The sequence below is a fragment of the Acidiphilium acidophilum genome (genome assembly GCF_033842475.1).
GTDB lineage: Bacteria > Pseudomonadota > Alphaproteobacteria > Acetobacterales > Acetobacteraceae > Acidiphilium > Acidiphilium acidophilum.
The window spans coordinates 1,104,358-1,124,828 of record NZ_JAWXYB010000018.1 but is presented as its reverse complement, the minus strand read 5'-3'; the positions used below and the strand labels follow the sequence as shown (position 1 = coordinate 1,124,828).

The following is a 20,471-nucleotide window of genomic DNA, read 5'->3' as shown; positions in this document are numbered from 1 at the left end:
TCCTTTTCAGCGCATCTCCTCGGCCGGGGCGACCCCCATGACCGCGAGGCCGGAGCGGATCACCACTGCCGTGGCCGCGACCAGGGCGAGGCGGGCGCGGGTGGGTTCGGGCGCTTCGGTCTGGATGAAGCGCAGGGTGGTCTCGGTTCGGCCGGCGTTCCAGAGAGCGTGGAAGTCGCCCGCGAGATCATACAGGAAGAATCCGATTCGGTGCGGCTCGCGCGCGAGGGCGGCGGATTCGATCAGGCGCGGCCACGAGGCGAGGCGGCGGATGAGGGCGAGTTCCTCGGGGGCGGTGAGCGAGACGAGGCTGGTGGTGGCGAGGGAGGCATCCGAAATGTCGCCGAGTTCGGGCATGCCGGCGGCGGCGCGGAGGACGGAGCGGCAGCGGGCGTGGGCGTACTGGACGTAGAAGACCGGGTTTTCGCGGGTCTGGGCGACCGCGGCATCGAGGTCGAATTCCATCTGCGCGTCGGATTTGCGCATCAGCATGATGAAGCGGACGACATCGGGGCCGACGGCATCGATCAGGTCGGCGAGTTCGATATAGGTGCCGGCGCGCTTGGACATGCGCATCGGCACGCCATCCTTGAGGACGCGGACGATCTGGCAGAGCACGATGTCGAGCCGGGCCTCGGCGTTGGCGGCGAGGGCGCGGACGGCGGATTGCATGCGTTTGACGTAGCCGCCGTGATCGGCGCCCCAGACATCGATCATCTGGTCGAAGCCGCGCGCCATCTTGTCGGCGTGGTTCGCGATATCGTTGAAGAAATAGGTGTTCGAGCCGTCGGATTTGCGGACCGGGCGATCGACGTCGTCGCCGAAATCGGTGGCGCGGAACAGGGTTTGTTCGCGGGGTTCCCAATCCTCCGGGGTTTTGCCTTTGGGGGGTTCGAGAATGCCCTCGTAGAGAAGGCCGCGCGCGCGCAGGGCGGCTTCGGCGCGGATGACGCCGCCGCCGGCGATCAGGGCGGCTTCGCTGGTGAAGACATCGTGGTGGACGTGAAGGGCGGCGAGGTCGGCGCGGACCAGATCCATCATGGCGGCGACCGCGAAATCGCGCACGGTATCGAGCCAGAGGGCGGGGTCGGCGATGGTGAGATCGGGCGTCGCGAGAGCGGGGCCGTGGCGTTCGGCGAGTTGGGCCCCGACCGGCAGCAGATAGTCGCCGGGATATTGCAGGCCGGTGGGGGTGGCGGCGGCGAATTCGGCTTCGGTCATTGGCGTGCCGAGGGTCTGAAGGTAGCGCCAGTAAACCGACCAGGCGAGGGCGATGACCTGGGCACCGGCATCGTTCAGGTAATATTCGCGGGTGACGGCGTAGCCGGCCTTGGCGAGCAGGCTGGCCAGTGCATCGCCCACCACGGCACCGCGACAATGGCCGACGGTGAGCGGGCCCGTGGGGTTGGCCGAGACGTATTCGACGTTGACCCTGGCCCCCTGCCCCAGCGTGCTCGCGCCGAAGGCTTCGCCGGTTTGCAGGATGACGGGGAGCTGGGACTGCCAGAGGGCGGGTGCGAGAGTGAGGTTGACGAAGCCGGGGCCGGCGGGTTCGGCTTTGGTGACGCTGGGATTGTCGCGCAGGGCGGCGGCGAGGGCATCGGCGATGTCGCGCGGTTTCTGACCGAGGGGTTTGGCCGCGATCAGGGCGGCATTGGTCGCGACGTCGCCGTGGGCGGCCTCGCGGGTGGGGGTGATTTCGATGCGGGCGAGATGCTCGGTTCCGAGTGTGGGGTAGAGCGATGCGATCGTGCCGAGCACGGTGGTGCGGAGGTCGGTGAACAGGTTTGCGGACATGTGAACCTTCAGGCGGCGGCGGTGGGGTCGGTCAGACGGCGGTGTTCGTCGAGGGCGAAACGGTCGGTCATGCCGGCAATGTAGTCGCGGACGGCTTCGGCGGTCTGGTCGGTGTGGGGGTGTCCCGCCCGGTCGCGCCAATCATCGCGCAGGAGATCGGGGCGGGCGAGGAACAGGGTGGCCATGTCGCGGACCACGGCTTCGACCTTGTGGGTCATGCGGTTGACGCGCCAGTGGCGGTACATCCGGGCGTAGAGGAAGGTGCGGATGGCGCGGTTGGCCTCCGCGAGGTCCGACGCGAAGCCGATGACGGGGTGGGCGGCGGCGCGGATCGCGTCGGGCGATGCCGGTTTCAGCGCGGCAAGCCGGGTGCGGCTTTCGGCGAGGGCGCCGGTGACGAAGACGCCGATCATCTGGCGGACCATGTGGGCGCGGATGCGGCGGGGATCGGGCGTGAGGGCGCGGGCTTCGGCGAGGACCGTGCCGACCACCGGGAGATCGGACAGGTCATCGATGGTAAAGAGCCCGGCGCGCAATCCATCGTCGATGTCGTGGGCGTGGTAGGCGATGTCGTCGGACAGGGCGGCGACCTGGGCTTCGGCGGCGGCTTGCCGGGTGAGGTCGAGCGGGTAGCCGGCGTCGAACGCGGCGATGTAGGCGGGTGGCGCGGGCAGCGGGCCGTTATGTTTGGCGATGCCTTCGAGGGATTCCCAGGTGAGGTTGAGGCCATCGAAGCCCGGGTAGCGGCGTTCGAGCATCGTGAGGCTGCGCAGGCTCTGGGCGTTGTGGTCGAACCCGCCATGGGCGGCGAGCGCGGTGTTCAGCCCGGCCTCGCCGGCATGACCGAAGGGGGGATGGCCGAGATCGTGCGCGAGGGCGAGGGTTTCGGTGAGGTCTTCATCGAGGGCGAGGCCGCGTGCGATGCTGCGGGCGATCTGGGCGACTTCGAGGCTGTGGGTCAGGCGGGTGCGATAGAAATCGCCCTCGTGAATGACGAAGACCTGGGTTTTGTACTGGAGTTTGCGAAAGGCGTTGGAGTGGAGCACGCGATCGCGGTCGCGCTGGAAGGCGCTGCGGGTGGCGCTGTCCGGTTCGGGGAACTGGCGGCCGCGCGAGGCAGCGGCGTGGGAGGCGTAGGGCGCGAGCATTGGGGTGGCTTACAGGAGTGCGGGCCGGTGTCCAAGATGCACCGGAACTGCCCGAGGTTGAGGCGAATGAAAGTTTTCTGCTTCTTGTTTCCAAACAAGAAGCCCTCCCTCCCCTGCCCCACCTTACTGCTGGCCCAACCGGCTCGATGGGCCTATATATGGACCATGAGCGAAACCATGGACCGATTCAGGATCAGCGCCAGCGCGGCAGAGCGGATCGCCGCGATCGTGGCGGGCGAGGATGATGCCAAGGCATTGCGGGTCGAGGTGCTGGCCGGCGGGTGCAACGGGTTTCAGTACAAGTTCGATCTGACCGGAGCGATCGAGGACGAGGATTATGTCGTCGAGCGGGATGGGGCGAAGGTGGTGGTCGATCCTGCCAGTCTCGATCTGCTCGATGGGGCGGAGCTCGATTACAAGGATACGCTGATGGGGGCGTATTTCGCAGTGGGTAATCCGAATGCGAAAACATCCTGCGGGTGCGGCACCTCGTTTTCCGTCGAGTGAGACGCTGACACGATGAGGATTGCGACCTGGAACGTGAATTCCGTACGGATTCGCGCCGCACTCGTTGCGGATTTTCTGGAGCGCGTGCAGCCGGATGTGCTGTTGCTGCAGGAGATCAAGTGCGAGGCGCATCAGTTTCCGGGGGACGCGTTTGCCGCGGCGGGGTATCGCGCCGAGGTGTTCGGGCAGAAATCGTATAATGGCGTGGCGGTTCTTTCGCGCGAGGCGGTCGAGGTGCGGGCGCGCGGCTTGCCGGGCGAGGCCGAGGGTGCGGCGGCGCGGTATATCGAGGTCGGGTTGCGGGATGTGATCATCGGCAATCTGTATCTGCCGAACGGCAATTCGGGCGGGGCGGACGGGTTTCAGGCCAAGCTGGACTGGATGGCGCGGCTACGGGTTCATGCGGCGGCGCTGATGGCGACGGACCGGGATTTCGTGCTGGCGGGGGATTACAATGTGTGCCCGACCGATGCGGATTATGCCAAAGGTGCGTTGGGGGCCGACGATGCGCTGGTGCGGCCGGAGAGCCGGGCGGCGTTTCGGGCGTTGATGTGGCTCGGCTTGACCGATGCGGTGCGGGCGCTGCACCCGGCGGAGACGCTGTACACGTTCTGGGATTATCAGGCGGGGGCGTGGCAGCGGGACCGGGGCTTGCGGATTGACCATGCCCTGCTCTCGCCCCGGATGGCGGAGCGGTTGGAGAGCGTGGTCATTGCGAAGGCGGAGCGGGACCGGACGCAGCCTTCGGATCATGTGCCGGTGATGGTGACGATCGGGGATTGACCGGTTTCGGTCTGGCGCCTGATCGGATCGTGGGTCACGCGAAGGTGTTTTCGTCCGGCAAAAGCTGAGGCCGAGTCCCCCGAGGAAATCCGAGGCAACCCGAGGTCAGTGGATGGCGCCGTGGGTGACGTTGAGGATGGTTGCGTCGGAGCCGAGGGGGGTGAGCTGGTCGCGGTCGGTGGCGGTGCAGATGATCTGGGCGTCGAGCCGGGTCAGGGCGGTGCCGAGGGCCATGCGGTGGGTGGCGTCGAGATGGACGAAGGGTTCGTCGAGCAGGAGGACCGGGGCGGTGCCGCGCAAGGTTGTGACCAGAGTGGCGTGGGCCAGAATGGTTGCGACCAGCATGGCACGTTGCTGGCCGGTCGAGGCGAGGGCGGCGGCGAGGCCGGTGGCGTCGGTCAGGATGAGGTCGGCGCGTTGGGGTGAGACCGGGGCCGAGGGTTCGATGCGGTTGGTGGCGTAGAGGCGGCGGAGCCAGTCTTCGACCGCGAGGGCGGGTTCGGTGGCGAGGCGGGTGGCGATCGGGCAGTCCAGAGTCATTTGCGCGGCGGGAAATGGGGCGAAACTGCCCAGAGCGAGGGTTTTGTTCAGGCGGGCGATGAGGTCGAGCCGGGCGGCGGTGATGGCGGCGGCGTGGCGGGCCATGGAATCCTCGATGACCGCGAGCCATGCGGGATCGGCGGTGTGCTGTTCGATCTGGCGGTTGCGGTTGGCGGCGGCGGCCTCGAAGGCGGCAACCTCGCTGGCGTGGCCGGGGGCGAGGGCGAGGGTCAGCCGGTCGAGGAAGCGGCGGCGGGCGGAGGCACCTTCGGTGAACAGGCGGTCCATCTGCGGGGTGAGCCAGACGCAGGCGAAATTCGCGGCGGCGATGGCGGCGGTGACCGGATCGCCGTCGAGCAGGATTTTGCGGCGGTCGGCACCTGACGTTTCGATGCCGGTGCCGAGGGTGAACCGGCGGGTTTCGTCGGCGAGGGTGGCGGCGAGGGTGGCGGCGACGGCCCAGCCGCCGGAAGCTGCGGGGGCGCGGCGGGCGAGTTCGGCAAATTTCGCGCCGCGCAGGCCACGGCCGGGGGCGAGCAGGGAGATCGCTTCGAGCAGGTTGGTTTTGCCCGAACCGTTGGGGCCTTGCAGGGCGACGATGCGGGCCTCGATCCGGAGATCGAGCGCGGCGTAGGAGCGGAAATCGGTCAGGCGGAGGGTGGTAAGCCGGGTCATGGAGGGGAAGGATGGGAAGCGCTTCTTATTTCGCAGAAAAACGTCAGTCCGCTGCGTCCGTGACCTTGGCCGCGCCCGAACCTTGATTTAACAAAAGTTTTTTGCTTCTTTTTTTCAAAAAAGAAGCACTTTCTTAACCTTTCCAGCGGAATATCCAGATCGACGCGGGGTTCAAACCCGCATCGGCATCAGGACGAAGACGGCGCTGGCGTCTCCGGCGGCGCGGACCAGGGTGGGGGCACCGCCGTCGGCGAAGCAGAATTCGACGTGGCCTTTGATCTGTTCGGTGACGTCGTTGAGGTAGCGGGCCTGAAAGCCGATTTCGAGCGGGGTGGAGGTGTAATCGACCTGGTCGCCGTCGAGTTCTTCCGAGGCGGTGCCCTGATCGGGGCTGGTGGCGGAGAGGACGAGGAGGTCGCGGGCGACGGAGAGTTTGATCGGTTTGTGGCGTTCGGCGGTGATGGCGGAGACGCGGGCGACCGCGTTGGAGAATTCGTGGGTGTCGACGCGGAGGATTTTGTCGTTTCCGACCGGGATGACCTTGCTGTAGTCGGGGTAGGTGCCGTCGATCAGTTTGCTGGTCATGCGCATGGTATCGAGCGTGAACTGGATCCGGGTTTCGGAGAGGGCGATGGCGATATCGCCAGAGACGTCTTCGAGGAGTTTGCGGATTTCATTGACGGTTTTGCGCGGGATGATGACGCCGGGCATGCCTGCGGCGCCTTCGGGCAGGGCTTCCTCGACCCGGGCGAGGCGGTGGCCATCGGTTGCGACGGCGCGCAGCACGTCCGTGCCATCGGAGATCGCGGCGTGGAGGTAGATGCCGTTGAGGTAGTAGCGGGTTTCCTCGGTCGAGATCGCGAAGCGGGTGCGGTCGATCAGGCCGCGCAGGGCCTGGGCGGGGACGGCGAATTTGTGGCTGAGCTTGCCGGCGTCGAGTTTGGGGAACTCATCGGTCGGCAGGACCACGAGTTTGGTGGCGTAGCGGCCCGCGCGCAGGGCCAGCGGGGCGTCGCCGCCCTGATGGTCGAGCTCGATGGTGGCGTGTTCGGGCTGGCGGCGGACGATTTCGTAGAGGGTGGCGGCGGGGGCGGTGACGGCGCCGTCCTGTGCCGAGTCCACGGGGACGTCTTCGATCAGGGCGATTTCGAGGTCGGTCGCGGCGATGGTCAGGCGGCCGTCCTTCACGGAAAGCAGCACATTGGCGAGGATGGGGATGGTGTTGCGTTTTTCCACCACGTTCTGAACATGGGCCAGCGCCTTGAGGAGCGTGGCGCGATCCGCCTTGAGCTTCATGCGATCCTTCCAGTCATTGTGCCGGACGTCCGAGTCGGCCGGTTTTGTTCCATAGCCTACATCCGGGGGGAATAGAACCATGCCGCTGTCACTGACGTGAAACCAAACAATGGGTGACAAGGGGGGGCGTTGCGGGTTAAGGCGGGCCGTCGGGTTCTGAGGGCCGGGCATCAGATCGACATCGTCAATTCTTTCAAGCGGATCTGCTCATGACCAGAATCGCCCCGCCCGCCCTTGTGCATGGACGCCGGCTGCCCAATGGCTGGGATATCGCCGCGATCGTGCTGGTGTTCGCCGTGCTGATCGGCGTGGTGCATGTGGGACAGGGAACGCTGGCGCCGCTGAGCAGCGTGCAGGCGACCGCGATCCATCTCGATCCGGCGTATCTGCCGGGATATGCGGTGCGGACGACGCTGCGGATGTTCGCGGCGCTCGTTGCCTCGCTGATTTTCACGTTCACCGTGGCGACGCTGGCAGCGAAGAGCCGGCGGGCGGCGATTATTATCATTCCCATTCTGGATATTCTGCAATCGGTGCCGATCCTGGGGTTTCTGTCGTTCACGGTGCTGTTTTTCCTGCATTTGTTTCCGGGGCAGGAGCTGGGTGCGGAACTGGCGGCGGTGTTTGCGATTTTCACCAGCCAGGCGTGGAACATGGCGTTCAGCTTCTATCAGTCGCTCACCACGGAACCGGCGGATCTCGATGAGGCGTGCCGGAGTTTCGGGCTTTCGCCGTGGCAGCGCTTCTGGCGGCTCGATGTGCCGTTCGCGATGCCGGGGCTGGTGTGGAACACCATGCTGTCGATGTCGGGCGGGTGGTTTTTCGTGGTGGCCTCGGAGGCGATCACGGTGGGGAACACGACGTTCACCCTGCCGGGGATCGGCTCCTACGTGGCGGTGGCGCTGAGGCGGAGCGATCTGCTGGCGATTTTCTATGCCGTGCTGGCGATGCTGGTGGTGATTTTGCTTTATGATCAGTTGCTGTTCCGGCCATTGGTCGCCTGGTCGGCCAAGTTCCGGTTCGAGACGGTGCAGACGGCGGCGGATTCCGAGCCGTGGATGCTCAAGGTGCTGCGGCGGACCTATCTGGTGGCGGATGCGGCGGCGTGGCTGGGCGAGCGGCTCGCGGCGGTCGGGCGGTTGCGGCTGGGGCGGGCGGAGCGGACGTTCGCCTCGATGAAGACCAGTCGCGTGTCGTCCCGGCTGGGCGATGCGGTGTTCTATGCGATCGTGGCGGCGGCGGCGGGGTATGGGCTGTGGCTCGTGGTGTCGTTCTGTGCGGCGCATCTGCAGTGGCATGATTTGTGGACCTGCGTGATCGATGCGCTCTGTACCCTCGCGCGGGTGCTCGCGGCGCTGATCATTTCATGTGCGATCTGGGTGCCGGTGGGGGTGTGGGTCGGGCTGCGACCGAAGGCGACCAAGCTGGTGCAGCCGGTGGCGCAGTTTCTGGCGGCATTTCCGGCGAATTTGCTGTTTCCGGTGGTAGTGGCCGGGATCGTCGCGTTCCGGCTGATGCCGAATATATGGCTGACGCCGCTGATGGTGCTGGGGACGCAGTGGTATATTCTGTTCAACGTGGTCGCCGGGGCTTCGGCGTTGCCGGGCGATTTGAAGGAGGTCGCCGCGAGCTTCGGGCTGCGCGGATTTCTCTGGTGGAAGCGGCTGATCATTCCGGGGATATTGCCCTATTTCGTGACCGGGGCGCTGACCGCGACGGGAGCGGCCTGGAATGCCTCGATCGTGGCCGAGGTGGCGTCCTGGGGGAAGACGACGTTGGTGGCCAAGGGGTTGGGCGCGTATATCGCGCTTGCGACCGTTGCGGGGAATACCAGCCGGATCGTGCTCGGGGTCGCGGTGATGTCGGCCTTCGTTCTCTCGTTCAACCGGCTGATCTGGCGACCGCTTTATGCCTATGCCAGCCGGCGCACCAACCTTGGGTAGGAGGTTTCGATGGATCAGCAGGTGACGACGACGCTGCTTGAGGTCAGGCATTGCCAGCAGGCCTATCCGAAGGATGCCAACAGCGATGTGATCGTGCTCGACGATGTGAATGTGAGCTTGCGCGAGGGCGAGATCGTGGGGTTGCTCGGGCGGTCGGGCTCGGGGAAGTCGACGCTGCTGCGGATCATCGCGGGGTTGCTGCGGCCGACCAAGGGCGATGTGACCTGGCAGGGGCGGCCCGTCGTGGGGCCGGTGCGCGGGGTGGCGATGGTGTTTCAGAGCTTCGCGCTGTTTCCGTGGCTGACGGTGCAGGAGAATGTCGAGCTGGGGCTGGAGGCGCAGGGGGTGGCGCGGCGGGAGCGCGAGCAGCGTTCGGAGGAGGCGATCGATCTGATCGGGCTCGGCGGGTATGACGGGGCGTATCCCAAGGAATTGTCGGGGGGGATGCGCCAGCGGGTGGGGCTGGCGCGGGCGCTGGTGACGCATCCGGATTTGTTGTTGATGGATGAGCCGTTTTCGGCGCTCGACGTATTGACCGCCGAGACGCTGCGGACCGATCTGATCGATCTGTGGTCGGAGCGGAAACTGCCGGTGAAATCGATATTGATGGTGACACATAATATCGAGGAAGCAGTGCTGATGTGCGACCGGATTTTGGTGTTCTCCTCGGACCCCGGGCGCGTCGCGCATGAGATGGCGGTGCCGTTCGCGCATCCGCGCAACCGGCTGGATACGGCGTTCCGGCAGATGGTCGATGACATTTATGCGGTGATGACGCGGCGGAAGACGCCGGCGGATCTGCGGGCCGCGGCGGCAGTGCCCGCGACCGGGTTTGCCACCCCGCTGCATCCGATCGGGACAAATCTGATGTCGGGGTTGATGGAGACGCTGGCGGCGGAACCTTATCACGGGCGGGCCGATCTGCCGGCGCTGGCGGCGGTTTTGCAGTACGAGGCGGATGAGTTGCTGCCGCTCGGTGAGACGTTGCAGTTGCTGCGGTTCGCGGAACTTGAGGAAGGCGATATCCGGCTGACCGAGCAGGGGATGCGGTTCGTGCAGGCCGATACCGAGGAGCGCAAGACGATTTTCGCCGAGGCGGCGCGGACCCATGTGAAACTGGTGGCCGCGATCCGTCAGGTGATCGATGAGCGGTGGAATCACCGGGCGTCGGCGGTGCGGTTTCGCGACGAGCTGGAGGATCACATGTCGCCCGAACGGGCGGAGGAGACGCTGCGGACCGCGATTTCGTGGGGGCGGTATGCCGAATTGTATTCGTATGACGAGGAGGCGCAGCAGTTCAGTCTCGAAGATATCGAGGAGGACTGATCGGTTAACCTTCGCTTTATCTTTGCCGTCTAAGATGCGCCGGATTGCAACCGATCGGCGAGGACGACCGAAGATGATCCTGAGGCGCGACGTATCCACCAAATTATATCTGACGGCGGCGATCAGCCTGATCGGGTTCATCTGCCTGTGCGCCTTTGCGCTGCATCTTCTGTACCGGACCATGGTGGAGGACCGGATCGACAAGGTCGATACGATTGCGCAGGTGACGCGCTCGGTGGTCGAGTCGATCTATCGGCGCGAGCAGAAGGGGCAACTGACCGAGGCGCAGGCGCAGGCCAAGGCGGTACGGATCATCAGCACGATCAGATACGGCAAGGACGGGTATGTCTTCGTCAATACCAGCAAGGCGGTGCGGGTGATCTTTCCGCCCGACCCCAAGCTGGTCGGCCAGGATACGTGGAATCTCCGCAGTGCCGGTGGGACCTATCCGAACCGGATCATGGCGCAGCGCGCGGTCGCGGGAGATCCTCGACCGGTGTTCTACCGGTTTCCCAAACCCGGATCGGCGTCGCCGCAGCCGAAAGTGGCGACGGTGATCTATTTCGCACCGTGGGACTGGGTGATCGGCACCGGGGTATATCTGGATAACGTGCGGCATGCTTTCATCAATGAGATCTGGGCATTCGCGGGCTTTGCGGTGCCGATTCTGCTGGTGATCTTCGGGGTGGCGTTCTGGCTGTCGCGCACGATCGCGCGGCCCTTGCGCGGGCTGGCGGCGCAGACGCAACGGCTGGTCGAGGGTGATTTCAGTATCGCCGTGGAGGGGACCGCACGACCCGACGAAATCGGCATTCTGGCCGCCGCGATCGATGCGTTCAAGATCGCCGGCATCAAGGCGCGCCGGTTGGAGGATGAAGCGAGCAAGGCGCGTGAAGCGGCTGAGGGGGAACGCCGGCGGGCGGAAGCGGTCAGGGAAGAGACCACACGGAATCTCGGCCGGGTGGTGGATGAACTCGCCGGCGGGTTGAGCAAACTTGCCGCCGGTGACCTGGTGCAGCGGATCGAGCAACCATTCGCCGCCGATTACGAGACACTCCGGAGCGATTTCAACGCAGCGATCACGCAGTTGAATGCGACGATGACCCGTGTGGCGGTGAATACCGATGCGATCCGGTCGGGGACCGGGGAGATTGCCGGAGCGTCGGACGATTTGTCGCGCCGGACCGAGCAGCAGGCGGCGAGTCTGGAGCAAACCGCCGCCGCGCTTGATCAGGTGACCGCCACCGTGCGCAAGACCGCCGAAGGGGCGAGCCATGCGCGAAATGTGGTACAGGCGGCGCGGGAAGATGCCGAACGATCGGGCGAAGTGGTGGGACGCGCCGTGACGGCGATGGGCGGGATTGCGGAATCGGCGGGCGAAATCGGCAAGATTACCGGAGTGATCGACGAGATTGCGTTTCAGACCAACCTGCTGGCGCTCAATGCCGGTGTCGAGGCGGCACGGGCGGGGGATGCGGGGCGCGGGTTTGCCGTGGTCGCCTCGGAAGTGCGGGCACTGGCGCAGCGGTCCGCCGAGGCGGCGAAGGAGATCACCGCGCTGATCCGCACCTCGGGCGGGCAGGTTGCAACCGGGGTCGATCTGGTTGCCGAGGCGGGTAAGGCGCTCAAACGGATCGTTCAGCAGGTCGGGGAGATCAATCATATCGTGTCCGACATTGCGGCTTCGACGCAGGAGCAGGCCACCGGGCTCGCGCAGATCAACATGGCGGTCAATCAGATGGATCAGGTCACCCAGCAAAATGCCGCCATGGTCGAGCAATCGACTGCCGCAGCGCATGCGTTATCTGATGAAGCCGATTCGCTCTCGGATTTGATGGCCCAGTTCAGGCTGGTTGCCGAGGTCGCTCCGGGTCGGGCGCGGGTGCCGCTGCGACAGGCGGGATAACCGAGCGTCAGGTCGCGGCGGCTCGCCGATCAGCGGACCGTGACACCTTTCCAGAAGGCGATGCGGCCCTTGATGTTGGACGCGGCGGGGAGCGGATCGGCGTAGTACCAGGCGGCGTCCTGGTTGGTTTTGCCGTCGATTTCTATCGAATGATAATTGGCGGTGCCTTTCCAGGGGCAGCGGGAGGTGGTGGCGCTCGGGCGCAGGGAAGCGGCGCGGACGGACCCGAGCGGGAAATAATGGTTGCCTTCGACCACCACGGTGTCGTCCGATTCCGCGATGACCGATTCGTTCCAGATGGCTTTGACCACGGCGTGCTCCTGAAGATGTGTTGCGTAACGATAGATGGGCATGGCGCGGAACAGTGGAAGGGTTGGCGGCGGGCGCGCGGTTGCCCATGTCCGGATGATGGACGAGCATGACCCCCCTGCCCTGCGCGACGTGGCGATCGGGATCGCGGCGCACGGATTTCGGACCGAGAGCGATTCGATGGGCGAGATCGAAGTTCCGGCGGATCGGTACTGGGGCGCGCAGACGCAGCGGAGCCTGAAGCATTTTTCGATCGGCGCGGAGCGGATGCCGCTTGAGGTGTACCGGGCCTATGCGCTGGTCAAGAAGGCGGCGGCGGAGGTGAATCACGCGGCGGGGAAGCTGCCGGCGTGGAAGGCGGCGGCGATCGTGCGGGCCGCGGATGAGGCGCTCGACGGGGCATTCGACGCCCATTTCCCGTTATTTGTTTATCAGACCGGGTCGGGCACCCAGTCCAACATGAATATCAATGAGGTCCTCGCCAACCGGGCGAGCCAGTTGCTGGGCGGGGTGATCGGGAGCAAGGCACCGGTGCACCCCAACGACGATGTCAATCTGGCGCAATCCTCGAACGACACGTTTCCGACTGCGATGCACGTGGCGACGCTGGATGCTCTCGAGCGGCAGTTGTTGCCGAATGCAGCGGCGCTGACGGCCGCGATCGAGGCGAAGGCGGTGGAATGGATGGATGTGCCCAAGACCGGGCGGACCCATCTGCAGGATGCGGTGCCGCTGACGGTGGGACAGGAGTGGTCCGGCTACGGCCATCAATTGCGCGATGCGCTGGCGCGGATCGAGGCCGCGAAGGCGGGACTCTACGAGTTGGCGGCGGGCGGCACCGCAGTCGGGACCGGGATCGCGGCATGGCCCGGGTTCAGTATGGCGATTGCGGCACGGATTGCCGCGCTGACCGGCCAGCCGTTTGTGACGGCGCCGAATAAATTCGCGGCCCAAGGGTCGCTCGATGCGATGGTCGCGGTGATGGCGGCGATCCGGGGGCTCGCGGTGGCATTGATGAAGATTGCCAACGACATGCGCTGGCTGGCTTCGGGACCGCGCTGCGGGATCGGGGAACTGGTTTTACCGGAGAACGAGCCGGGATCGTCGATCATGCCGGGAAAGGTCAATCCGACCCAGTGCGAGGCGATGGTGATGGTGTGCATTCAGGTGATCGGGGATGACAATGCGGTCGCGTTTGCCGGGAGCCAAGGCAATTTCGAACTCAATGCGATGCGCCCGATCATCATCAATAATGTGCTGCGATCATGCCGGAACCTTGCAGATGCCTGCGGCACGCTCAACCGGTTTTCGGTGGCGGGGACCGTGTTGAACCGGGAGCGGATCGACGAGCAGATCGGGCGTTCGCTGATGCTGGTGACCGCGCTGAGCCCGGTGATCGGGTATGATCGGGCGGCGATGGTGGCGCATCGGGCCGAGGCGGAAGGGCTGAGCCTGCGGGACGCGGCGATGGCTTATGCCGGGATGGACGGGGCGGAATTCGATCGCATCGTCGATCCGGCGAAACTGGTGGGCAGGGGTCTTGCCGGCGCATGAAGGGGTGATGGAAACGACGGGGGCGGACGATTATATCAGTATCGAACGATTATGATGGGTTCGGACCATGGATGCGTTGCCAGCTATTTTCGTGAGCCACGGATCGCCGATGCTGGCGATCACGCCGACGCCGGCACGGGCGTTTCTGGCCGGGTTGGGGACGGCGCTGCCCAAGCCGCGGGCGATTCTGGTGGTGTCCGCTCATTGGGAGACCGTGACGCCGATGGTCAATGCAGTGGCCCGCAACGCGACGATCCATGATTTCGGCGGATTTCCCCGGGCGTTGTTCGAAATCGAGTATCCCGCGCCCGGCGATCCCGCACTGGCGGCGCGGGTTGCGGATCTGCTGACGGCGGCGGGGTTCGCGACCGGGATCGATCCGGTGCGGGGGCTCGATCATGGAGCGTGGGTGCCGGTGATGCTGGCCTATCCGATGGCCGATGTGCCGGTGCTGCAGCTTTCGGTGCAGACGATGTTGGGGCCGGAACATGCGTTTGCGGTGGGTCGCGCGCTGGCGCCGTTGCGCGACGAGGGGGTGCTGGTGCTCGGGTCGGGCAATTTTACCCATGATTTGCGGCGGTTTCGCGGTCAGGCGGTGGATGCGCCGGAAGCCGGGGACGTGACCGCTTTCAGCGCGTGGATGGATGACGCCATCGCACGCGCCGATATCGCGGCGCTGCTCGATTACCGGTCGCTTGCGCCGCATGCGCACGACGAACACCCGACCGAGGAACATCTGCTGCCGCTCTTCACGGCGATGGGCGCGGCGGGGCCGGACATCGAAGCGCATCGGCTGCATCGTTCGACCGAGCATGCGATTTTGCGGATGGACGCCTATGCGTTCGACCGCGTCAGCGATCGGCCTGCCGCCGTTCACGACTGACGCAGGCGCTCGGGCTGGCCGCTGGCACAACATTGCCGAGGCGCAAAATCGGCAGCATCGAAACGAGCAGCAGCCCCCCGGCGGTGACGAGGGGCAATCCGGCGGTCCAGACCAGGGCCGAACCGCCGGGGCCGAGGCATTTCGCATAGATTGCGGTGAATAATAACGGGCCGATCAGCGCGGTGAGGCCGGACAGGCTGCTGAGCAGGCCCTGCAACCGCCCCTGCGCCGCGCCGCTGACCCGGTGCGCCATGATCCCCTGCACCGAGGGCATCGCCAGCGCCCAGAACGAGATCACCGGCACCCCGGCCCAGAAGATGAGACTGCGCGGCGCGAAGCCGAAAACCCCGAACCCCGCCGCGCCCAGTAACAGCCCCAGAATCAACGTGCGAACCTCGCCGAACCGCTTGACCACCGGGCCGACCAGCAGGCCACCGACCAGAGCGAAGCCGATTCCCGCCGCCGCAAGGGTCAGGCCGATTTTCAGCGGTATCCAGCCGAACCGGTCCTGCACGTAGAGCACCAGCACCGAGGGGATCGCCTGGAGGGCCAGCGTGCCGAGCGCATAGATGGTCGCCGGTGCCGCAATGCCGGGGCGCAGATAAAATGCAAGCGCCGATAGCGGATTGAGGCCGCGCCAGGTCAACCGCGTGCGCGCCCGCTTCGATAGCGATTCCGGCAGCGCAACCCATCCGTAGATGAAATTCGCCAATGCCAGACCGGCTGCGAACCAGAATGGCAGGCGCAGCGACACCCCGCCCAGAATTCCGCCCAGCGCCGGACCCAGCACGAACCCCAAGGCCGCCGCAACGCCGGATATGCCGAATGCCGCTGCCCGGCGCTCCGCCGGGGTGACATCCGCGATATAGGCGTTCGCCGCCGCAATGTTCGCCGATGACGCGCCCGACAGCATCCGCCCGACCAGCAGCCACGCCACATCCGGCGCCAGAGCCATCACCACGAAATCGGCGGCCTGACCCAGACAGGACAATAATATCACCGGCCTGCGGCCATAGCGGTCGGACAGGGCACCCAGCACCGGTGCTGTGATGAACTGCATTGCGGCCCATGCCGCGCCGAACAGACCGAACACATGCGCGGCAACCACCGTGTCGCCCCGTACCAGACCCTGAATCAGTTTAGGCAGGACCGGCAAGACGATCGCCATCGCCAGCATGTCGAGCAGGATCGTCGCCATGATGAACCCGAATGCCGCCCCACGCCGCGCCCGTCGCGGTAAGAGTCCGCTCACGGCGCGCGGTGGCTCGACAGACGGGGGGCAGAAGGCCAGGGGCTCTGCCCCTGGACCCCGCTAAGGGCGGAGCCCTTAGAACCTTTGAGTTTCAGGCAAGGGGGCGGGCCGGGGGGCAGCGCCCCTTGGTCTTTTCTGCGCCGTCGCTCTGATGGCCGCGCGATCATACGTAATCGGCTTCGGCCGTGATGTCGTGGATGCGGTCGGAGGCGAAGGTGTTGATGATGGGAGACAGGATGGTCGAGACAGCGACGTTGAGGAGGAAGGTGGCGATGGCGATGTAGCAGGGGAAGGTGAAGCCGCCGATGTGGAACGGGTAGATGGCACCGGCGAGGTGATTGAGCAGGGCGTAGTGGGTTGCCATGACGATGCCGCAAGCCCAGCCGATCAGCAAAGCCCAGCCATTATAGAAGCGGGTGAACAGGCTGAACACGATGGCGGGGAAGATCTGGATCATCCACATGCCGCCTAGGAGTTGGAGCTGGATGGCGTATTTCAGCGGCAGGCCGAAGATGAAGAGCAGAGCGCCGATGATCATGACGATCGAGAAGAGTTTGGCCACCATGGATTCCTGGCCGGGGGTGACGCGGGGGTTGATGAACTGGCGCCAGATGTCGCGGGTGAATATGTTGGCCGAGGCTATGGCCATGATGGCGGCGGGGACGAGGGCGCCGATGGCGATGGCGGCGAAGGCCACGCCGACGAACCATGACGGCAGGGTGTGGATCAGCAAAGCGGGGACCGAGAAGCTGGGGCCGTAGGCTTTGAACCCCGCGGCGAATTGCGGCATGCCCGCGACCCCGGCGGCGACGGCCATGGCACCGAGCAGGGTGATCAGGCCGAGCATGAAGGAGTAGGCCGGCAGGATGACGGCGTTGCGGCGCACGACTTCGCCCGAGCGGGCCGAGAGGATGCCGGTGGTGGCGTGGGGGTAGAGGAACAGCGCCATGGCCGAGCCGAGGGCGAGGGTGGCGTAGCCGGAATAGAGACCGCCGCTGCCGGCGGGCGGGGTGGGCAGCAGGAGTTTCGCGGGCGGCATTTTCGCGAAGATCGCGCCGAAGCCGCCGAGCTCGTAGGGGATGACGATGATGGCGACGATGATGGTGAGGTAGATCAGCAGGTCTTTGACGATGGCGATCATGGCGGGGGCGCGCAGGCCGGAGGTGAAGGTGAAGGCGGCGAGCACGAGGAAGGCGATGATCAGCGGGAGGTGCGCGCCGAAGCCGGCGCCGGTGATGCCGAGGCCGCCGATCACGGTTTGCATGCCGACAAGCTGGAGGGCGATGTAGGGCATGGTCGCGACGATGCCGGTGATGCCGACGGCGAGGGCGAGGAGGCGGTTGCCGTAGCGGCCGCGGACGAATTCGGGGCCGGTGACGAAGCCGTGTCTGGCCGAGACGCGCCAGAGTTTGGGGAAGATGACGTAGAGGATCGGGTAGGCGACGATGGTGTAGGGAACCGCGAAGAAGGCGAGCGCGCCGGCACCGAACATCAGCGCGGGAACCGCAATGAAGGTGTAGGCGGTGTAGATGTCGCCACCAATCAGAAACCAGGAAATGATGACGCCGAACTGGCGGCCACCGAGGCCCCATTCGTCGAGCTTGGTGAGGTCTCCGCTTTTCCAGCGCGCAGCGGCGAAGCCGAGCACCAGGACGAGCACGATCAGGATGGTGAAGACGATAGTCGCGGTTGTCATGGGGGTACTCAGCTTTCCGCTTTGTAGACGATGAAGATGATCAGGGCGGAAACCGGGACGGCGAGAAGCTGGTACCAGTAGAAGAATGGAAAACCGTAGAGAGCGGGGAGCGGGTGGTTGTAGAACGGCACCCAGAGCGTGCCGATGAAGGGGATCAGCAGCAGAATCCGCCACGCGGAGGCGCGGGATGCCGGTGGGGGTGCCTGTGATGGCATGATGCTGATAACCTCCCGTTACGTTGATCCCGATGCCGGGACTGTTACCGGATATCTAGGCCGATCGGCGCTCGCGAAGCAAGGGAGGCGCTTGCTTCCTGCACGTCTACTGCCCCGTTACGACCCGCGAGGTCATGAGGCGGCAGGCGCGGCGGATTGCGCGCAGGTCGGTCAGGGCGACGTCGAAATCCTTGTTCTCGATGATGAAGTCGAATTCGCTCTGGTGGGCGAGTTCGGTTTCGGCTTCCGCCATGCGGCGGGCGATGGTGGCGTCGTCGTCGCCGCGGGAGATGAGGCGGATGCGGAGATCGTCGAGCGAGGGGGTGCGGATGAAGACGCCCATCACATCGTCCGGCAGGGCGGCGCGGAGCTGGCGGTAGCCTTGCCAGTCGATGTCGAAGAGGATGTCGCGCCCGGCGGCGAGGGCGGCTTCGACCGGGGCGCGCGGGGTGCCGTAGGCGCGACCGAAGACATTGGCGTGTTCGAGGAATTCGCCGTTGGCGATCATGGCGGCGAAGGCTTCGGGGGTTTTGAAATAATAATGCACGCCGTCCTGCTCGCCCTCGCGCGGGGCGCGGGTGGTGGCGCTGATCGAGAGAGAGATGAAGCCGTCATTCGCGAGGAGGGCGCGGGAGAGCGAGGTTTTGCCGGCACCGGAGGGCGCGGCGAGGACGAGGCAGAGGCCGCGCCGGTTCATCGGGGCTTATTCAATGTTCTGGACCTGCTCGCGGAGTTGCTCGATCGCCGCCTTGAGGTCGAGCCCGATGGCGGTGAGCGGGAGCGAGGTGGATTTGCTGCAGAGCGTGTTCGCCTCGCGGTTGAATTCCTGCATCAGGAAGTCGAATCGCCGGCCGATCGGGGCGGATTCGGCGAGGAGGGCGCGGGCGGCGGCGAGGTGGGCGTCCAGCCGGTCGAGCTCTTCGCGGATGTCGGATCTGGTGGCGAGGAGCGCAATTTCCTGAGCGAGGCGGTCAGGGGCGACGGGGTTGGACTCGGCGAGGAGGGCGGCGAGGGCAGCTTCGAGGCGCGCGCGATGCTGGAGGGTCTGCTCCTCCGCACGAGCCCAGGCGGCTTTGACCTGGCTATCGATCCGCGTGAGCAGGGCTTCGATGACGGTGGCGAGACGATCGCCTTCGGCGTTGCGGGCGATGACGAGATCGGCGAGGCCCGCTTCGAAGCTCGCGGCGAGGGCGGTGGCGAGGCCGGCCTGTTCGTCTTCATCGGCGTCGGGATCGGTCGTGTCGGCGATCGGACGGATCACGCCGGGCAAGGCGAGCAGGGCCTCGGGCTGGGGCGGTGGGGCGTTCGGGATGCGGCGGGCGAGGTCGAGCGCGCGGGCGAGGTAGAGATCGAGCATGGCTTCGTCGATCATGGTGGAGGCGATGCTCTCGCGCTTGAGCGTGAGGGCGACCGAGATGTTGCCGCGTTTGAGGCGACGGCCGGCGGCTTCGCGCAGGGCGGGTTCCAGCGCATCGAAGCCCGGCGGCAGGCGGAGTTTGAGATCGAACCCCTTGCCGTTCACGCTGCGGAGTTCCCACGCGTAGGTCGTGGCGTGGTACGTGCCGGCGGTGCGGGCGAAGCCGGTCATGGAGGCGATGGTGGTGACGCCAGTGCTCATGGGCGAAGGGTTTCGCGCACATGGTCGAGGGCGACAAGCCTGCCGTCGCGCTCGATGTGCCAGAAGGTCCAGCCATTGCAGCTTGCCGCGTTCTGCGCGAGGGCGCCGACCTGATGGATCGAGCCGCGATGAGGGCCGGCGATGATGGTGGCATCGGCGGTGACGGTGGCGGCGATGCGGCGGAGGCGGTCGTGCAGGATGGTGCCGGGCGGGACCAGCCCGCGTTCGACCAGAACGCCGAAGGCGATGCGCGGGGCTTCGCGACGGTTGGTGGCTGAGGCGGTGAGATGGGCGGGGGCTGCGCGGAGTTCGCGCAGGCGGGCCCAGCCGGCTTCGACATAGGCGGGGTGGCGCTCGATGCCGATGAAATGGCGGTTGAGGCGTTTGGCGACGGCGGCGGTGGTCGCGGTGCCCGAGAACGGATCGAGCACCACGTCGTCGATATTGGTGGCGGCGAGGATGACGCGGTGAAGGAGGGCTTCGGGCTTCTGGGTCGGGTGGAGTTTGAGCCCGTGCTGGTTGCGCAGGCGTTCGTTGCCGGTGCAGAGCGGAATGGTCCAGTCACTGCGCATCTGGGTGTCGTCGTTGAGGGATTTCATGGCCTGGTAGTTGAAACGATAGCGCGATTTCGGCTCGCGCGCCGCCCAGATCATGGTTTCGTGCGCGTTGGTGAAGCGCCGTCCGCGAAAATTGGGCATCGGGTTGGTTTTGCGCCAGATGACGTCGTTGAGAATCCAGAAGCCGAGATCCTGCATGATCGCGCCGAGGCGGAAGATGTTGTGGTACGAGCCGATCACCCAGATCGTGGCGTCCTTGTGGAGCAGGCGGCGGGCTTCGGTGAGCCAGGCGCGGGAAAAGGCGTCGTAGGCGGCGAAATCGGTGAATTTGTCCCAATCGTCGTCCACGCCGTCGACCAGACTGTCATCGGGGCGGCGGAGTTCGCCGCGGAGCTGGAGGTTGTAGGGCGGGTCCGCGAAGATGCAGTCGATCGAGGCATCGGGCAGCATGCGCATGGTCTCGGCG

The 20,471-nt window shown here is 65.8% G+C and carries 18 protein-coding genes; 7 read left to right on the top strand and 11 right to left on the bottom strand.

The genetic code is table 11. The features are described from left to right. Nucleotides 1-6: 6 nt before the first annotated feature. Both argS and SIL87_RS08010 read right to left on the bottom strand, forming a co-directional pair. Nucleotides 7-1,797: an arginine--tRNA ligase gene (argS, locus tag SIL87_RS08015; protein ID WP_319613648.1), complete on the bottom strand. Its 1,791-nt coding sequence runs from the start codon at nt 1,795-1,797 to the stop codon at nt 7-9. 8 nt (nt 1,798-1,805) lie between these two features. Beyond that, nucleotides 1,806-2,945, bottom strand: coding sequence for a deoxyguanosinetriphosphate triphosphohydrolase (locus SIL87_RS08010; RefSeq protein ID WP_319613647.1), 1,140 nt, complete (start codon nt 2,943-2,945; stop codon nt 1,806-1,808). 177 nt (nt 2,946-3,122) lie between these two features. Here SIL87_RS08010 and SIL87_RS08005 point away from each other — a divergent pair, with 177 nt between their 5' ends. After that, on the top strand, nt 3,123-3,452 hold the full coding sequence (locus SIL87_RS08005; protein ID WP_405055218.1) for a HesB/IscA family protein: 330 nt from the start codon (nt 3,123-3,125) through the stop codon (nt 3,450-3,452). 12 nt (nt 3,453-3,464) lie between these two features. Beyond that, the gene (xth, locus tag SIL87_RS08000; protein ID WP_319613645.1) at nt 3,465-4,235 is read left to right on the top strand and encodes an exodeoxyribonuclease III; all 771 of its coding nucleotides are present in this window, start codon (nt 3,465-3,467) and stop codon (nt 4,233-4,235) included. A 105-nt stretch (nt 4,236-4,340) separates the two neighbouring features. Here xth and recF read toward each other — a convergent pair whose 3' ends face one another. Both recF and dnaN read right to left on the bottom strand, forming a co-directional pair. Then, the gene (gene recF / locus SIL87_RS07995) at nt 4,341-5,450 is read right to left on the bottom strand and encodes a DNA replication/repair protein RecF (RefSeq protein WP_319613644.1); all 1,110 of its coding nucleotides are present in this window, start codon (nt 5,448-5,450) and stop codon (nt 4,341-4,343) included. 171 nt (nt 5,451-5,621) lie between these two features. Next, entirely contained in the window at nt 5,622-6,746 is a 1,125-nt protein-coding gene (dnaN, locus tag SIL87_RS07990) for a DNA polymerase III subunit beta (RefSeq protein ID WP_319613643.1), read from the bottom strand. Between the two features lie 209 nt (nt 6,747-6,955). Between dnaN and SIL87_RS07985 the strand changes: the two genes are divergently transcribed. The 3 genes from SIL87_RS07985 to SIL87_RS07975 all read left to right on the top strand — a co-directional run bounded on the left by SIL87_RS07985 (nt 6,956) and on the right by SIL87_RS07975 (nt 11,921). Next, a complete protein-coding gene (locus SIL87_RS07985) occupies nt 6,956-8,689 on the top strand; it encodes an ABC transporter permease (RefSeq protein ID WP_319613642.1) in 1,734 nt (577 codons plus the stop codon). Between the two features lie 9 nt (nt 8,690-8,698). Then, entirely contained in the window at nt 8,699-10,015 is a 1,317-nt protein-coding gene (locus tag SIL87_RS07980; protein WP_319613641.1) for an ABC transporter ATP-binding protein, read from the top strand. Between the two features lie 73 nt (nt 10,016-10,088). Then, the gene (locus tag SIL87_RS07975) at nt 10,089-11,921 is read left to right on the top strand and encodes a methyl-accepting chemotaxis protein (protein ID WP_319613640.1); all 1,833 of its coding nucleotides are present in this window, start codon (nt 10,089-10,091) and stop codon (nt 11,919-11,921) included. A 29-nt stretch (nt 11,922-11,950) separates the two neighbouring features. Here SIL87_RS07975 and SIL87_RS07970 read toward each other — a convergent pair whose 3' ends face one another. Continuing rightward, nucleotides 11,951-12,232: a DUF427 domain-containing protein gene (locus SIL87_RS07970; RefSeq protein ID WP_319613639.1), complete on the bottom strand. Its 282-nt coding sequence runs from the start codon at nt 12,230-12,232 to the stop codon at nt 11,951-11,953. A gap of 97 nt (nt 12,233-12,329) precedes the next feature. On the opposite strand from SIL87_RS07970, the gene fumC reads away from it, so the two are divergent. After that, nucleotides 12,330-13,784, top strand: coding sequence for a class II fumarate hydratase (gene fumC / locus SIL87_RS07965; RefSeq protein WP_319615937.1), 1,455 nt, complete (start codon nt 12,330-12,332; stop codon nt 13,782-13,784). Nucleotides 13,785-13,851: 67 nt separating this feature from the next. Further along, nucleotides 13,852-14,667 (top strand): DODA-type extradiol aromatic ring-opening family dioxygenase, encoded by an 816-nt coding sequence (locus SIL87_RS07960; protein ID WP_319613638.1) that lies wholly within the window; start codon nt 13,852-13,854, stop codon nt 14,665-14,667. Here SIL87_RS07960 and SIL87_RS07955 read toward each other — a convergent pair. The 6 genes from SIL87_RS07955 to SIL87_RS07930 form a co-directional block, all read right to left on the bottom strand. Further along, a complete protein-coding gene (locus SIL87_RS07955; protein ID WP_319613637.1) occupies nt 14,636-15,919 on the bottom strand; it encodes an MFS transporter in 1,284 nt (427 codons plus the stop codon). The genes SIL87_RS07960 and SIL87_RS07955 overlap by 32 nt on opposite strands. 163 nt (nt 15,920-16,082) lie before the next feature. Next, nucleotides 16,083-17,615, bottom strand: a complete 1,533-nt coding sequence (mctP, locus tag SIL87_RS07950; RefSeq protein ID WP_319613636.1) for a monocarboxylate uptake permease MctP — start codon at nt 17,613-17,615, stop codon at nt 16,083-16,085. Between the two features lie 8 nt (nt 17,616-17,623). After that, nucleotides 17,624-17,830 carry a DUF3311 domain-containing protein gene (locus SIL87_RS07945; protein WP_319613635.1) on the bottom strand — a complete coding sequence of 69 codons (207 nt, stop codon included), beginning with the start codon at nt 17,828-17,830 and terminating at the stop codon, nt 17,624-17,626. Nucleotides 17,831-17,936: 106 nt separating this feature from the next. After that, entirely contained in the window at nt 17,937-18,527 is a 591-nt protein-coding gene (gene gmk, locus SIL87_RS07940) for a guanylate kinase (RefSeq protein WP_319613634.1), read from the bottom strand. A 6-nt stretch (nt 18,528-18,533) separates the two neighbouring features. Further along, nucleotides 18,534-19,448, bottom strand: coding sequence for a YicC/YloC family endoribonuclease (locus SIL87_RS07935; RefSeq protein ID WP_319613633.1), 915 nt, complete (start codon nt 19,446-19,448; stop codon nt 18,534-18,536). Then, a complete protein-coding gene (locus tag SIL87_RS07930; RefSeq protein ID WP_405055259.1) occupies nt 19,445-20,461 on the bottom strand; it encodes a site-specific DNA-methyltransferase in 1,017 nt (338 codons plus the stop codon). Before SIL87_RS07930 ends, SIL87_RS07935 begins: the two co-directional genes overlap by 4 nt. Between the last annotated feature and the right edge of the window lie 10 nt (nt 20,462-20,471).